Raw genomic sequence first — 13,264 nt, 5'->3', positions numbered from 1 at the left:
GTTATGAAATCAATCCGTACCGTTGCGACGTTGACCCTGGCCACGCTGATGTTGGGCGCGTGTGGTGGGGGAGGAAAGGACCTCGGCACCGAACTCGGGCTGAGTTCTCCACAGGCAAGGTTCATCAATGCCGTTCCGATTGGCCCGAATCTGGATTACTACCTAAACGGGCAAGCGAACGCGACCGACGTACAGTACAAGGGCGTCACGCGTTATCGCGATGTCGGCGCAGGCACCCAGACCGCCACCTACAATGCAACCGGCACGTCTTTGACGCTGGCCTCACAGGCATTCAATGCAGCCAAAGGACGCCATTACACGACAATTGCAATCCAGGGTTCGCCATCCGCGGTCTCCGTGATCGACGATCCGTATGACAAAGGCTTGCTCTCGGACAAGGCACGCGTACGGGGATTCAATGCGTCGTTTAACGCGCCAAACGTGGACATCTACGTCGTGGCGCCCGGTACCGACATCTCCAGCGTGACACCCACGGTGTCCTCCATCGCCTATCAGCATGCGGTACCCGAATCCGGTCAAGATTCAGTGTACCTATCCGGTGGCACGTATCAGGTCATCGTCACTCATGCTGGCACGAAGACGCCGATTCTGACGAGCGCGCCGGTCAGCTTAGCTAACAACGCCGATTGGCTCATCTTGACGATCCCGTCGGGCGGCATTGGCGACATCGTACCCGGCAATATTCATGTCCTGGTCGCCCAGGGCAACGAGGCCGATACGTCCGCCCAGGAACTGACGCCTCAATAAAGGAAGCGACACGCTTGCCCGGCTCGATCATTCACCCTATTGCATCGACGGGCAAGCCGCCAACTTGCTGCGGCCAATCGCTGGCGAGGCCGCTTTGCTGCTGTTCTCAGCGAGCATCATCGGTTGCGAGATGCTCGCCATCTCTCAACTTTGCGGGCAGCGCCGTCTATATCTGTGTTAGGCCGCCGTCCTCAATGACGTCAGTGTAGTTCCAGTACTGGGGTGACGTCAGCGCAGCTCCGGTGCTGGCACTGGATGACGTCGACGCAGTTCCGATGCTGGTGCTGGTGACGCGATTGGCCTCGCGCGTCGCATGGCGGGCGCGCTAACTAGCGGTATTGTAATCAAGGCTTGGGTGAAGTGTTACCGTGCTGATGACGGTGACCGTAGCGGGGATGTCGCTAATATAAGGCAGTAACGGCAGTAACAAGATCGGGCCCCGGCGCCGCCAACGCCACGCTGCGCCGCCGGTCATGGTCATGCTCACGCGGCACGCGCGGATTACATCAATTTTCCGACTTCCTTGGATACCGAAGCCGGGGTGCCATACTCTCGCTCCGGAATACGCTTGAGCATCTCCAGCACGCTGTCGTCGGCATGCGAGCGTTGCGCGCATTGAATGACGTCTTCTTTGCTGGCCGGGTAGTCCATGCCCTTGAGCGCCTTCTGGATATCAACCGGGCTTGGCGCCTTGCCATGCCCGCTCTGGTGACCGCCCTTATCATGGTCTTGCTGGACCCGGTCACCTTCATGCGCCCGCGCGTGGCTCAATTCGTGACCGGTGTGAGGATGACGGGAAGTCATAACGATCTCCTTTAAAAGCCAATGACACATAAGGGGCGCGGCAGGCTTGCACGCGCCGCGTGATCATCGCGCCGCAAACTGCGTTCCCCGTAGCACATTCCCACACTGCTGCACCGCCGAGCAACGCGCAGCGGTGATACTCAGATGGTGTCACGCGGTTGTAACTTTTTCGAACTTCGCTAAGGCTTGCCCTGATTCGGCGCGCTGCAATGCGGGTGACAGGGTCCGATCGACGCGCGGGTACATCGCTTGCATAGTGCACCCGAGAAAGGCACCGCTGCCTTCATCAACCGGGAGCAGTCACTATGCAAAAAAAAATCGCCCTGATCAGCGAGCATGCCTCGCCGTTGGGTGTGATCGGCGGCGTCGACTCAGGCGGCCAGAACATCTACGTGGCTAATGTGGCCAAGCAATTGGCATTGCGCGGTTGGCACGTTGACGTCTTTACCCGCCGTGACAATCCTCACTTGCCGGAGGTGATGCGCATAGGTCCCAGGATGCAGGTCATTCATGTGCCCGCGGGACCACCCAACGACATGCCGAAAGAAGCGATGCTGCCGTACATGGCGTGCTTTGCCGACTTCCTCATCGACTATTTCAGACGGCAACCCGTGCCCTACGACGTGATGCACGCGAACTTCTTCATGTCGGGTCAGGCGGCGCTGTGCGTGAAGCAACAGCTCGGTGTCCCGCTGGTTACCACTTTTCATGCGCTAGGTCGAGTACGTCGGCAGCATCAAGGCATGGCCGACGCGTTTCCGGACGAGCGTTTTGCGATAGAAGATAAGCTGGTGCAGTGCTCGGATCGGGTGATCGCTGAATGCCCGCAAGACCAGATCGACCTGACGACGTTGTATCCGGGTGACCCGCGACGCATCCGGGTCATTCCATGCGGCTTTGACAGCGATGAATTTCAACCGGTACCGAGGCTCGAGGCCCGCGCGCGACTCGGATGGCGCCCGGACGAGTTCGCCATATTACAGTTGGGACGGCTAGTGCCGCGCAAAGGCGTAGACAACGTGATCGAAGCGCTTGCCCACTTGCCGGCGCACCCTGCTCAGCCTACGCGGCTGTATGTGGTCGGGGGCGACGACTATACGCCTGACCCGGAACGCTGTCCCGAATTGGCGCGGCTGATGCGCGTCGCCCAGCAGGCGGGCGTTGCCGAGCGCGTGACGTTCGTCGGCCGCCGCGACCGGGATGTGCTGCGACTGTTCTACAGTGCGGCCGATGTATTTGTGACCACGCCATGGTACGAACCTTTTGGCATCACCCCAGTGGAGGCGATGGCCTGCGCCACGCCGGTGATCGGTAGCGATGTCGGTGGCATCCGCAGCACCGTTGTGGATGGCGTAACGGGCTACTTGGTGCCGCCGCGCGAGCCCGCGGCGCTGGCCCGTAAATTGGTGGCGCTGCGCAGCGATCCGCAACAGGCGGTGGCAATGGGCCTGGCGGGCCGCCAGCGCGTGCAGCGTGACTATACGTGGGATAGCGTCGCCGCGCGATTGGCTCAAGTCTATGACGAGTTGCGCGACACAACGCGGCGGCCCACGTGCGCGGGTGCCTCGCTGGGAGGCAGTCGGCGCTCGCCCATCATGCCGGTAACCGCCACCCCGAACCAGAAGGAGAATGGGTAATGAAAGAATATGGCCGCAAGCGGATTTTGGTCACCGGTGGCGCCGGTTTTCTTGGCTCACACTTATGCGAGCGCTTGGTGACGGCTGGCCACGACGTGCTATGCGTGGACAACTTTTATACTGGCACCAAGGACAACATTGCCCAGCTACTCGATGCGCCGAATTTTGAGATGATGCGTCACGATGTGACGTTTCCGTTGTATGTCGAGGTCGACGAAATCTATAATCTCGCGTGTCCCGCCTCCCCAATCCACTATCAGCAGGACCCGGTTCAAACCACTAAGACCAGCGTGCACGGTGCGATCAACTTGCTCGGGCTAGCTAAGCGCGTGAAGGCGCGGATCCTGCAAGCGTCGACCAGCGAGGTCTATGGCGACCCGTCGGTGCATCCGCAGCATGAGCAGTATTGGGGCAATGTCAATCCGATTGGGGTGCGTTCATGCTATGACGAAGGCAAGCGGTGCGCCGAGACCCTGTTTGCCGATTATTATCGGCAGCATCGCGTTGATATCCGCATTGCGCGGATCTTCAATACGTACGGTCCCCGCATGCATCCGGCCGACGGACGCGTGGTATCCAATTTCATCACTCAGGCGCTTGCGGGTGAAGCGCTGACCGTCTACGGTGATGGAACTCAGACGCGCTCGTTCTGCTACGTGGACGACCTGGTCGACGGCTTGATCCGCTTGATGGAGGCACCGAGTCCATTTGCGGAGCCAGTTAATCTGGGCAACGCCGCCGAAGTGACGATCGGCGAGATCGCTCGCGAGGTCATCCGCGTGACCGGGGCCCGTGTGCCAATCCGATATGCGTCGCTACCGGCGGACGACCCGCGGCAACGTTGTCCGGACCTGACGCTGGCCGCCCAGCGCCTCGGCTGGTCGCCGGCCACGACGCTGGCGGACGGACTCGCGCGCACTGTGCGCTATTTCGTCCAACGTGCCGCGCCGAACGTTCATCGGCCCCCTGGCGGTCCGAATGGTGTCCCTGCCGACGCGCGGCGTGCGGTGTCCGCCGCGCATGCTCATGCTGGGCAGGCCGGCGAACTGGCGCAGCAGGTGCAGGCATGACTACACGTTGGCTCGTCATTTCGCCGCATCTGGACGACGCAGTGTTCGGCTGCGGTCGGTTACTTGCCCAAGCGCCCGGCTCGATTGTCGCGACCGTCTTTGCCGGCATACCGCCCCGCGCGATGCCGACGCCACCATGGGACCGCGACGCAGGCTTCGCTTCTGCGCACGAAGCGATGCAGGCCCGTCGCGTCGAAGACCGGCATGCCCTGTCGATCCTTCGGGCCGAACCTCATTGGCTAGATTTCCTGGATGATCAGTACGGATGCACCGTATCTGACGATGCGTTGCTTGACGCGCTTCGCTCGCTGCTGGATACGCATGCGCAGATGGGAGTGCTGGCGCCGGCCGGCTTGTTTCACCGCGACCACCTCCGGGTGCAGCACGCGATGCTGGCGCTGCTTGGCGAGCAATCTGCCACCCGACGTTGGTTCTTTTACGAGGATGCACTGTATCGGCGCAAGGAGGGCCTGATGGAACAACGGCTGGCTCACTGGAAGGCACAAGGTTGGACAGCGCAACCGGCGGCATTGGTGGACGAGGACACAACCGACGGCAGCGCGCTCGCGAAAGCTAAGGCCGTGCGGGCGTACCGGAGCCAGGTCGCGCTGTTCATGCCCGATACGCTGCTCGACCTCGAGCGCGCGGAGTGTTACTGGCAGTTGCAACGTGTTCCTACGGCATCGTGAGCGCGTCGATGGCCAGTCCGCACCACGAGGATCGCATTACGGTCATCGTGCTCACGTATCGGCGACGCGACGAGTTGGCTCGGACGTTGACTCGCCTGACTGCGCTGCCCGAGCGCGTGCCAATCATCGTAGTCGACAACGATTCGCGTGATGGTACCGCGCAAGAGGTCGCGCAGCGCTTTGCGCATGTCACGCTGATCCAGGCGCCAAGCAATCTCGGCGCTGCTGGCCGTAATCTCGGCGCGGCCGCCGCGCGTACCCGCTACATTGCTTTTTGTGACGATGACACATGGTGGGAGCCCGGCTCGCTATCACTGGCCGCCGATCTGCTGGACGCCCATCCACAAGTCGGTTCCCTGACCGCTCGCGTGCTGGTCGGCCCACAGCGTCGCGAGGATCCAGTCTGCGAGCTGATGCGCACTAGTCCGATTACGCCACCTTGCGCCCTTCCCGGCCCACCGATCCTAGGTTTGCTTGCAGGGGCTACCGCTTTTCGTACCGACGCGTTCCTGGCTGCCGGCGGATACCATCCACGCTTATTCATTGGCGGTGAAGAAGCGGTGTTGGCGCTCGATTTGGCCAGTGCCGGATGGTCGCTCGTGTACGCCCCGCAATTGACCGTGTGCCACTATCCGTCGCCGGTCCGCGACGCAGGCCGGCGGCGCAGCCTGCTGGCGCGCAACGCCGTATGGGCCGCTTGGCTGCGTCTTCCGGCCGGCGCCGCGTTGCAGCGCACGCTGCAATTGGCGCCGCGCGTATGGCAGGAAGGCGGCCTAACGGGCTGGTGGCAGGCGCTGCGCGGGCTCGGATGGGTGCTCAGCGAGCGCCGCGTGATCCCGCCGTACGTTGATCAGATGCGCCGCTGCGTCGAGGCGGCCGAAGCCGGCGGATAGCGGCAGGTCATCCGCTTCACGCGGCGACGTCGCGCAATGCGCGATCCCAGTCGGCGGCAAATCGTGCGATGTTGAACCGTTCCTGTGCATCGCGCCGTGCGGCGTCGCCCCACTGGCGGGCCAGCGCCGGGTCTTTGAGCAAGTGGTGCATCGTGTCGACCAATACGGCGGGCCGCGTATCGGCCATGCCGTTGTGGCCACTGCGCACAACCTGCGCCATCTCGGTTGTTGCCAGCGCAACGATTGGCGACCCGAGCATCATCGCTTCGACCACTGCTAGGCCCAGGCTCGTATAGCGGATCGGGTTGAAGAAGAAACGATAATCCGCAACGAAGCCAGGCAATGCTAAGTTCGGGATTTCGCCGATGCCCCCCAGTTCGGTGGACCCCATCCCGGCCAAATCCAATGGCACCGCCTCGCGTACCGCTTCGAATATATCTGCGCCCAGGCGTCGGCCGCGCTTGCGCAGATGATTGACGACCGTCACGCCCTTGGCCAGCGTGCCGCGATACGCAACACCGTCCGGCAGCAGCACACCGTGCTCAATCACGCGTGTGGGTGTCACGCCGTTGTCCCACATCAGCGCATTGAACGGCGTGACGTGCACCAGCAACACATTCGGATCCTGAACCGGATGCAATGTATCGGTCGGATGCTCTCGCGGTGGGTCGTGTTCGACAAAAAGCGCGGGCAATTGCCGCTGTGCTTCGCTGAGTGCGTGTTGCCGGTCTTCGGCATAGTGCTTATGGTGCTGGTACAGCACGCAGTCGAACGAAGCCGCGCGCACCTGATCGTACGGCACCTCGTGCATATTGGGGCCCCACGGCAGGTTTCCTGCGCAGCCGCCATAGCCGGGCGGCGAGCCAGGCTTAGTCACGACATAGAAGTCGTGCGGCGTCTGCGACAAATAATAGAGGTAATTTCCGTGAACGTGCCAAGTGAGAACCCGCAAACGTTTATGCGGCATGGTAAGCCTCCGATTCGAGCATCTGCTCGAGTTGATGCGTAACATCCCGTACGTCGATCGCTGTCGCGCATGCATGCTGGTACGGACAAACGTCGAACATGCACGGCCTGCATGGCGGATAGTTAGCCAATACACGATGGCGTTCCCGATCCAGCGGCGCCCATCGGGCGACATCGCTGCCGCAGGCGATCACCACACTGGGCGTGCGCAATGCCGCTGCAATATGTGACACCCCGGTGTCATTGCATACGAGCATCTTGCTTCGCCCGATCAAGGCGGCCATTACGCCGAGTGACGTACGCCCACACAAATTGACACACGGCACCTCGAGCCGGCGGGCCAATTCGTCGGCAAGCGTTGCCTCGGATGCCGTACCGGTCACGACGATGCGCATGCCGCGTCGCGACAGCCAGTTGGCCACCGACGCAAACCGCTGTGCCGGCCATCGCCGGGATGGCATGCGCGCTCCGGGATGAAAGACCGCGAACTGTTGCGACGGCAATTCGTGCTGCTCGCAAAGCGCGCGGCATGCCGCATGGTCGAGCCGAGTCAGCGGAAACTCCAGGTGCTCGCCCCCATCACCATAGCCCAGTGCCTGCATGAGCCGCGTATAGCGTACGATCTCGGGGACCGACTCAGGCCACGGGATCGTCTTGTCGAGCGGGTATGCCGTGCCGCCCGCTGCCCCGTCGCCGGGCGCCGGCATGAATCCGGCCGTTTGGACTGCGCCGAGCTGCGCGACGATACGGTTGGTATGCGTGCCGCTACCATGCAATTGGATCGCCAGATCAAAACGTCGAGCGCGGCATTGCTCAAAGAACGCTGCAAGGCGCGCCGCATCGGCGGGCTGCTCAGCTAATCCGGGCGCGCCCGGAAACGGCACGAAGTCATCGATGTACTCAGCAAAGCGCTGTGCGAATTGCTTCGCCCACGGCAAGCCGATCAGCGTGATCTTGGCGTGGGGCTCGCCACGCCGCAGCGCACGCAGCGCGGGCACAGCACACAGCATGTCACCCAGCTGCAACGCGCGAAATACCGCTATGCTCGCGTGTCCGGCAGGCTCGCGCCTTGCCTCGCCGACTTGTTTCACTGTATTGGGTGTCATAGGAAAAGCACCTTGAAGTGAAGCGCGCCGCGCAGCCGCCAATACAGCGATACGGGCGGGATTGCAATTGACGTGACGATCATTTCGGCAATATGGGAGGCAGCGCGTGAGGTGCCGCGCAACCGCCGCCAGCAAAACCAGATGGTCACCGCTACCCAGATGCCCAGCGCCACGCTGCCCGCGCCACGCTGACCGGCGCCCAGCAATACCGCAGCCGAGAGCAACGCTGCTACGGCGATGTAGTAATGCCAGGGTGGCACCCGACGGATATGCTGGCGGTACACGCGCCGATGCTTCTTGTAGAGCAACGCATCGAAGAACACTTTGGACTGCTGGACAATGCTTACGCCCCAATGGGCTGGGCGCACCGGATGCAGAACCCGAGCCTGCGGTGCGTTGATAATGGGCCCGACGTGCTCTCGCAGCATGAACATCATGTCAGCGTCCTCGCGCCAAGCGCGAGTAAAGCGCTCATCGAAGCCGCCGACCTGCACGAGCGCGTCACGGCGCACAAAGCAGTTCGCCGTCGCGAATTCGGCGTGCGCCAAGCCGCTGGCGTCGCGCTCGTAATCGGTCGGCGCGTCACCCAGCGGCACTTCGATGCGCCCCGCAACTGCGCAAGCCGTCGGATCGCGTGCCAGCGCATCGCACCCTTCCCGCAGCCACATCGGATCGGCCACCGTATCGTCGTCGGTAAACGCGATGATCGCTCCTTGCGCGCTGTACCAGCCCGCGTTACGCGCGCCCGCTGGGCCGCGGGTGCGCCAGGCCGGAATGTAACGCACGCGTGGCATGCCGCTGCTGCGCTGTGCGAATGCGTGAACCACGCTTTTTGCGCTGTAACGCGCGCGGTCGTCATCGACCACAAGTATTTCGAAGGCGCTCGGATCAAACACCTGTGCACACAGCGCGTCCAGGCACCGTACCAGCAGATCGGGGCGTCGATAGGTGGGCACCACCACCGACACCATGATCCGCGTTGCCGTGTCCGGGACGTCGGTCATCGGTGTTTCTCCAATAGAAACGGGCCGATCACCAGCGCGTCGAGCGGCGAGGTCCAGAAGCACTCTAGCGCGTCGCGTGGCGAGCATACGATCGGCTTGCCGCGCGTATTGAACGACGTGTTCACTAACACCGGCACACCGGTCAACCGGTCGAATGCTGTTAGCAGCTTGTGATAGAGCGGGTGCTGATCCGCGTTCACCGTTTGTACCCGCGCTGTGCCATCGACGTGACGTACCGCCGGAATAGCCTCTTCCCGGCCAGGCGCCACGTCGTACACGAACAGCATGAACGGGGCATGCAGCCGACCTGGCTTGCGTGCGGTAAACCATTCGTGCGCTTTTTCCTCCAGTACAGCGGGCGCTACCGGACGGAAATCCTCGCGATCCTTGATGCGGTTCAGGCGCTGCTGCATGCCGGGGTCGATCGGTGAAGCCAATATTGAGCGGGCGCCCAACGCTCGCGGACCAAACTCCATGCGTCCCTGGAACCATCCAATGATCCGGTTGTCGGCCAGCAACGTGGCGGTGTCGGCTGCCACATCGTTCAGCCGTCGGTAGGGTAGTTGCGCCTCATCCAGCAATGCTTGGATGGTCGCCTCGTCGTACGCCGGACCGAGGTAAGCGTGGTCCATCGCTTTGCCGTCGCGCACGCCGCGCTGCTGGAAATCCGTCCACAGCGCGGCGCCCAACGCCGTGCCGGCATCGCCCGCGGCGGGCTGGACCCATACGTCGTCGAAGTATCCGCTGTCGCGGACCTTGGCGTTCATGACACAATTGAGCGCCACACCGCCTGCCATCGCAAGCTGCTTTTCGCCCGTGGTGTGCGCGAGCCACTGCACCATGTGCAGCACGACTTCTTCTAGCATTGCCTGCAGCGAATGGGCGATGTCATAGTGCCGCTGCTCGAGCGAGCCGCCGCGCTCGCGAGCTGGCCCAAACAGCGAGACAAGGTCAATACTCTCGACTTCGTAGTCGCCATTGTCGACATAGCGCACCAGGCGGCGCATCGCGTCCATGTAGGCCGGTTTGCCGAACGACGCGAGCGCCATCACTTTGTACTCGTCCGACGAGTGCAGGAAGCCGAGATAGCGCGTCACTCGCTCGTAAAGCAATCCCAACGAATTGGGCAGATTGACCTGTTTGATGCGTCGATACTGGTGTCCGTCGAATACGCCGTAGCTGGTGGTGGCTTTTTCGCCCCGGCCATCCATTGTCAGCACCGCGCAGCGTTGGAACGGTGCCGCCAGGAACGCACTCGCCTCGTGCGACAAATGGTGTTCGACACAATGCCATTCGAAGGGTCCATCCGGCGTCACGCCGCGCCAGCGCTTCTGCAAATGGTGCGGCACTCCGTCGGCTAGTTGCCGCGGCGCGTTGACAACGTAGGATAGGAACAGCGGATCCCACGGCGATACGTGTCCACTTGCCTTGCGATGGGCGGACGGGGACAAAGGCAACGTGAACCCCGGCTCTTGTTGCCCGCGATCGATTTGCAGCCAAGGGTCATAGGAATACGCGACGTGGTGCACGTCGCGCAGTACGATGCCCGCTTCCGACAGGCAGTAGTCGATCGCGTGATACGGCAATTCCCATGTCGAGAACGGCACCGGCCGCTTGCCATGCTTAATGTGCGTGAAGCGCTCCTCCTCGGCGGCGGCGACCACCACGCCGTCACGCACCAGGCACGCGGCGCTGTCGTGAAATGCGGCATTGATCCCCAGGGTATAAAGTGGAGTACGGGTGTCTGGCATGGTCAGGCTCTCGCTATCGCGGTTGCGATTGGAATTACGTTGGCAGGGGACGGACTGCCCAGCTGCCAACAGCATGTGGTCCAGCGCTCGGCCTGGGCAGCATCGTGTCCGTCCAGCAAGCTGCGCGCAGCCGCGACGACCTCATCGACCCCCACGCCAGTCAGGCACGGGTGTCCCGGTTCGCTGCACTCGCTGCGGTAGCAGTATTTGCACGGAACGTCGGTGGACAATACGCGGTGCGGCACGCGCCATGGCGTATGTTGCGGGTTGGTCAACGCATAGAGATCGACGACTGGCGTGCCGACGGCCGCGGCAAGATGCGCCGGCCCGCTGTTGTTGGTAATCAACACATCCGCTGCGCCGACCAACGCGCCCATCTCGCCCAGCGACAACCGGCCGGCCAGCGGCACCGCGCGCTTGCCGACACGTGCGCATACCGCGTCGACTAACGCGGATTCCGCCGCGCTGCCGGTCACCGCAACCGCGTCGAACTGCGGGGCGAGTTGCGCAGCCACTTCGCCGAAGCGCTCCGCAGGCCACCGTCGCGACGGCGCGCTGGCTCCGGGGTGAACCACCAGCCAGCGTCCGTGGCCAAGCTGCGCGAACGGCGCGCCTTGCCGGCGCCGGGCGGCTTGCAGCCGACGCTGCAATGACCGTCGGTCTTGTTCGCTGTAGGCAAATTCCATTTGCCAATTGGTTGTCGTCGCACCGATTGAGCGGACCAGTTCGAGTTGCCGGACCACTTCGTGGCGAACGCGCTGGTGCGGCTCGGTTTCCGCAACGCGGTCAGTCAACAAGCGGTACGGATTCTCGCGGCAGTGCGCCAGACGCAGCGGAATCCCCGCCAGCCAGCACATCATCGCGGCCGGCAAAGGGCTTTGGCTGTAGACCGTGAAGATGACCGCGGCATCAAACCGACCGGCTGCCAGTCGCTCGATCATCGCGAAGTCCGGCGCTGCGTCCGGCGACGCGCTCGGGTGCTTGACCCATGGTGCGTCGTATCCCCACACCTGGTCGACCATCGGCAGGTGCCCATCCAGCGCGGTGCCGACGCTGGAGGTGAGCAGCGTTAGATGACGACGGCCGTCATCACCCTTCAGCGCGCGCAGCGCAGGCGTAGTCATCAGCACGTCGCCCATGTTGTCGAGCCGGACACACAGGATGCGTCGCGCGTTGTTCCAGCCCGTGCTCATGTGGCCGCCTCCTGTCCGATTCTCTCAACGGGCGTGCCGTTGCACTGCGCGGCAATAATGTGGGCCGCGGCGTCGAGCTGCTCGACTACGAAGTCCGGCTCACGCTGTGGACCGTGTTGCCATTCGGTTTCGTTGCCGCAATCGACTAGGATCGTGCGACAACCTGCGCCACGGCCCGCTTCGATATCGTCGAGGATGTCCCCGACCATCCAACTGTATTGCGGCGCGGCGTCCAGAAACGCGAGGGCCTGCGTCAGCAACGCCGATCGCGGCTTGCGGCAATCGCATTCGATCGCGTAGTGCGCCACCGCCCCACTTGGATGGTGCGGGCAATAAAAGAACTCCGCGAGCACTGCACCGTGCTCGCGAAACAGCGCGCAAAGCCGCTCACGCACGGCGCACAGCGCCGCCTCGGGAAAACAGCCAAGCGCCACACCGGGCTGGTTCGACACCACCGCGAGTGGCATACCCAATGCGCCAAGCTGGCGCAGTGCTTGTGCGGCGCCTGGCGCCAGCACCATGCGCGCCGGGTCGACGTTGTAGGGCACATTCTTCAGCAGTGTGCCGTCCTTGTCCAACAGCACGGCGCCGCGGCTGGCTCCGCGCGTCACGGCCATGACGTTTCCTTCATTGGCAGCACCGTGACTTCAGGGATCACCGTGCCGGGCGGCTGCGTCAACACGAACCGTACGGCCGCGGCCACATTTTGGGGAGGCTGCAGCGTATCGACGTCGATATCGGGAAAACGGTCCAGCAAGAACGGAGTGCGCATGCCGCCGGCCACAATGGCCGACACGCGCACGCCAGCCGAACGCAACTCTGCATGTATCGCATGAGAGAAGCCCAGCAGTCCCCACTTAGTCGCGTGGTAGGCGGAGGCATTTGGCCATGCGCGCTTTGAAGCGGTTGATGCGATGTTGACGATATGGCCGTCGCCTCGGGCCTTCATCATCGGCACGACCGCCCGGCATATCAGGTAGGGGCCGAATAGGTTCGTCATCAGCACGCGCTGCCAGGCGGCGACGTCAACGTCTTCGATCGCGGCCGTCACATCAATCGCTGCGTTGTTCACGACCACATCGAGCTCGCCCACCGACTCGTGTATCGCGTGCATCGCCTGTTGCACCGACGCCTCGTCGCTGACGTCGATCCGCTGCCACACGACCTTGACGCCGTGCTGGCCTAACTCGGCCGCGGTTGCACGCGCCTGGTCCTCATGAAGATCGGCCACGACGATATTCATGCCGGCGCGTGCCAACTCGTCGCATATCGCCGCACCGAGGCCACGGGCGCCTCCGGTGATTAACGCTGTTTTGCCGGTGAGAATCGGGTTCGTTAAGTCTGCATTCTGTGCCACGTTCGCTCCTTCAGTGAGTCAAACGT

13 protein-coding genes and 1 pseudogene are annotated in these 13,264 nt (G+C 62.9%); 6 read left to right on the top strand and 8 right to left on the bottom strand.

The features are described from left to right. Window positions 1–3: 3 nt before the first annotated feature. Both B0B13_RS13285 and B0B13_RS19535 read left to right on the top strand, forming a co-directional pair. Complete coding sequence (locus B0B13_RS13285; protein WP_076796813.1) at window positions 4–768, top strand: DUF4397 domain-containing protein; 765 nt, start codon at window positions 4–6, stop codon at window positions 766–768. Between the two features lie 52 nt (window positions 769–820). Continuing rightward, window positions 821–944, top strand: a pseudogene (locus B0B13_RS19535) (divalent metal cation transporter); the annotation flags it as partial. Window positions 945–1,269: 325 nt separating this feature from the next. On the opposite strand, the gene B0B13_RS13280 reads toward B0B13_RS19535, so the two are convergent. Further along, entirely contained in the window at window positions 1,270–1,572 is a 303-nt protein-coding gene (locus B0B13_RS13280) for a DUF2795 domain-containing protein (protein WP_041752974.1), read from the bottom strand. A 305-nt stretch (window positions 1,573–1,877) separates the two neighbouring features. Here B0B13_RS13280 and B0B13_RS13275 point away from each other — a divergent pair, with 305 nt between their 5' ends. From B0B13_RS13275 to B0B13_RS13260, 4 genes are read left to right on the top strand one after another with little or no spacing between them, the layout of a single operon-like run. Next, window positions 1,878–3,209: a glycosyltransferase family 4 protein gene (locus B0B13_RS13275; protein WP_076796812.1), complete on the top strand. Its 1,332-nt coding sequence runs from the start codon at window positions 1,878–1,880 to the stop codon at window positions 3,207–3,209. Then, the gene (locus B0B13_RS13270) at window positions 3,209–4,279 is read left to right on the top strand and encodes a UDP-glucuronic acid decarboxylase family protein (RefSeq protein ID WP_076796811.1); all 1,071 of its coding nucleotides are present in this window, start codon (window positions 3,209–3,211) and stop codon (window positions 4,277–4,279) included. The genes B0B13_RS13275 and B0B13_RS13270 overlap by 1 nt, the downstream gene beginning before the upstream one ends. After that, window positions 4,276–4,968 (top strand): PIG-L deacetylase family protein, encoded by a 693-nt coding sequence (locus B0B13_RS13265; protein WP_076796810.1) that lies wholly within the window; start codon window positions 4,276–4,278, stop codon window positions 4,966–4,968. Before B0B13_RS13270 ends, B0B13_RS13265 begins: the two co-directional genes overlap by 4 nt. A gap of 8 nt (window positions 4,969–4,976) precedes the next feature. Continuing rightward, the gene (locus tag B0B13_RS13260; protein ID WP_076796809.1) at window positions 4,977–5,861 is read left to right on the top strand and encodes a glycosyltransferase family 2 protein; all 885 of its coding nucleotides are present in this window, start codon (window positions 4,977–4,979) and stop codon (window positions 5,859–5,861) included. A 16-nt stretch (window positions 5,862–5,877) separates the two neighbouring features. Here B0B13_RS13260 and B0B13_RS13255 read toward each other — a convergent pair whose 3' ends face one another. The 7 genes from B0B13_RS13255 to B0B13_RS13225 are packed head-to-tail and all read right to left on the bottom strand — an operon-like array spanning window position 5,878 to window position 13,238. Further along, on the bottom strand, window positions 5,878–6,828 hold the full coding sequence (locus tag B0B13_RS13255) for a glycosyltransferase (RefSeq protein ID WP_076796808.1): 951 nt from the start codon (window positions 6,826–6,828) through the stop codon (window positions 5,878–5,880). After that, on the bottom strand, window positions 6,818–7,933 hold the full coding sequence (locus tag B0B13_RS13250; protein ID WP_076796807.1) for a glycosyltransferase family 9 protein: 1,116 nt from the start codon (window positions 7,931–7,933) through the stop codon (window positions 6,818–6,820). Before B0B13_RS13250 ends, B0B13_RS13255 begins: the two co-directional genes overlap by 11 nt. Continuing rightward, window positions 7,930–8,937 (bottom strand): glycosyltransferase family 2 protein, encoded by a 1,008-nt coding sequence (locus tag B0B13_RS13245; protein ID WP_076796806.1) that lies wholly within the window; start codon window positions 8,935–8,937, stop codon window positions 7,930–7,932. The genes B0B13_RS13250 and B0B13_RS13245 overlap by 4 nt, the downstream gene beginning before the upstream one ends. Then, a complete protein-coding gene (locus B0B13_RS13240; protein ID WP_076796805.1) occupies window positions 8,934–10,688 on the bottom strand; it encodes a carbamoyltransferase family protein in 1,755 nt (584 codons plus the stop codon). The genes B0B13_RS13245 and B0B13_RS13240 overlap by 4 nt, the downstream gene beginning before the upstream one ends. A 2-nt stretch (window positions 10,689–10,690) precedes the next feature. Beyond that, entirely contained in the window at window positions 10,691–11,881 is a 1,191-nt protein-coding gene (locus tag B0B13_RS13235) for a glycosyltransferase family 9 protein (protein WP_076796804.1), read from the bottom strand. Next, window positions 11,878–12,498, bottom strand: coding sequence for a D-glycero-alpha-D-manno-heptose-1,7-bisphosphate 7-phosphatase (locus B0B13_RS13230; RefSeq protein WP_076796803.1), 621 nt, complete (start codon window positions 12,496–12,498; stop codon window positions 11,878–11,880). The genes B0B13_RS13235 and B0B13_RS13230 overlap by 4 nt, the downstream gene beginning before the upstream one ends. After that, window positions 12,489–13,238 carry an SDR family oxidoreductase gene (locus B0B13_RS13225; protein ID WP_076796802.1) on the bottom strand — a complete coding sequence of 250 codons (750 nt, stop codon included), beginning with the start codon at window positions 13,236–13,238 and terminating at the stop codon, window positions 12,489–12,491. The genes B0B13_RS13230 and B0B13_RS13225 overlap by 10 nt, the downstream gene beginning before the upstream one ends. Window positions 13,239–13,264 lie beyond the last annotated feature (26 nt).

The organism is Burkholderia sp. b14 (assembly GCF_900156195.1).
In the GTDB taxonomy this organism is placed as follows: Bacteria; Pseudomonadota; Gammaproteobacteria; order Burkholderiales; family Burkholderiaceae; genus Mycetohabitans.
Note: the sequence above shows the minus strand (reverse complement) of the source record. Positions and strands in the feature narration are given on the sequence as shown.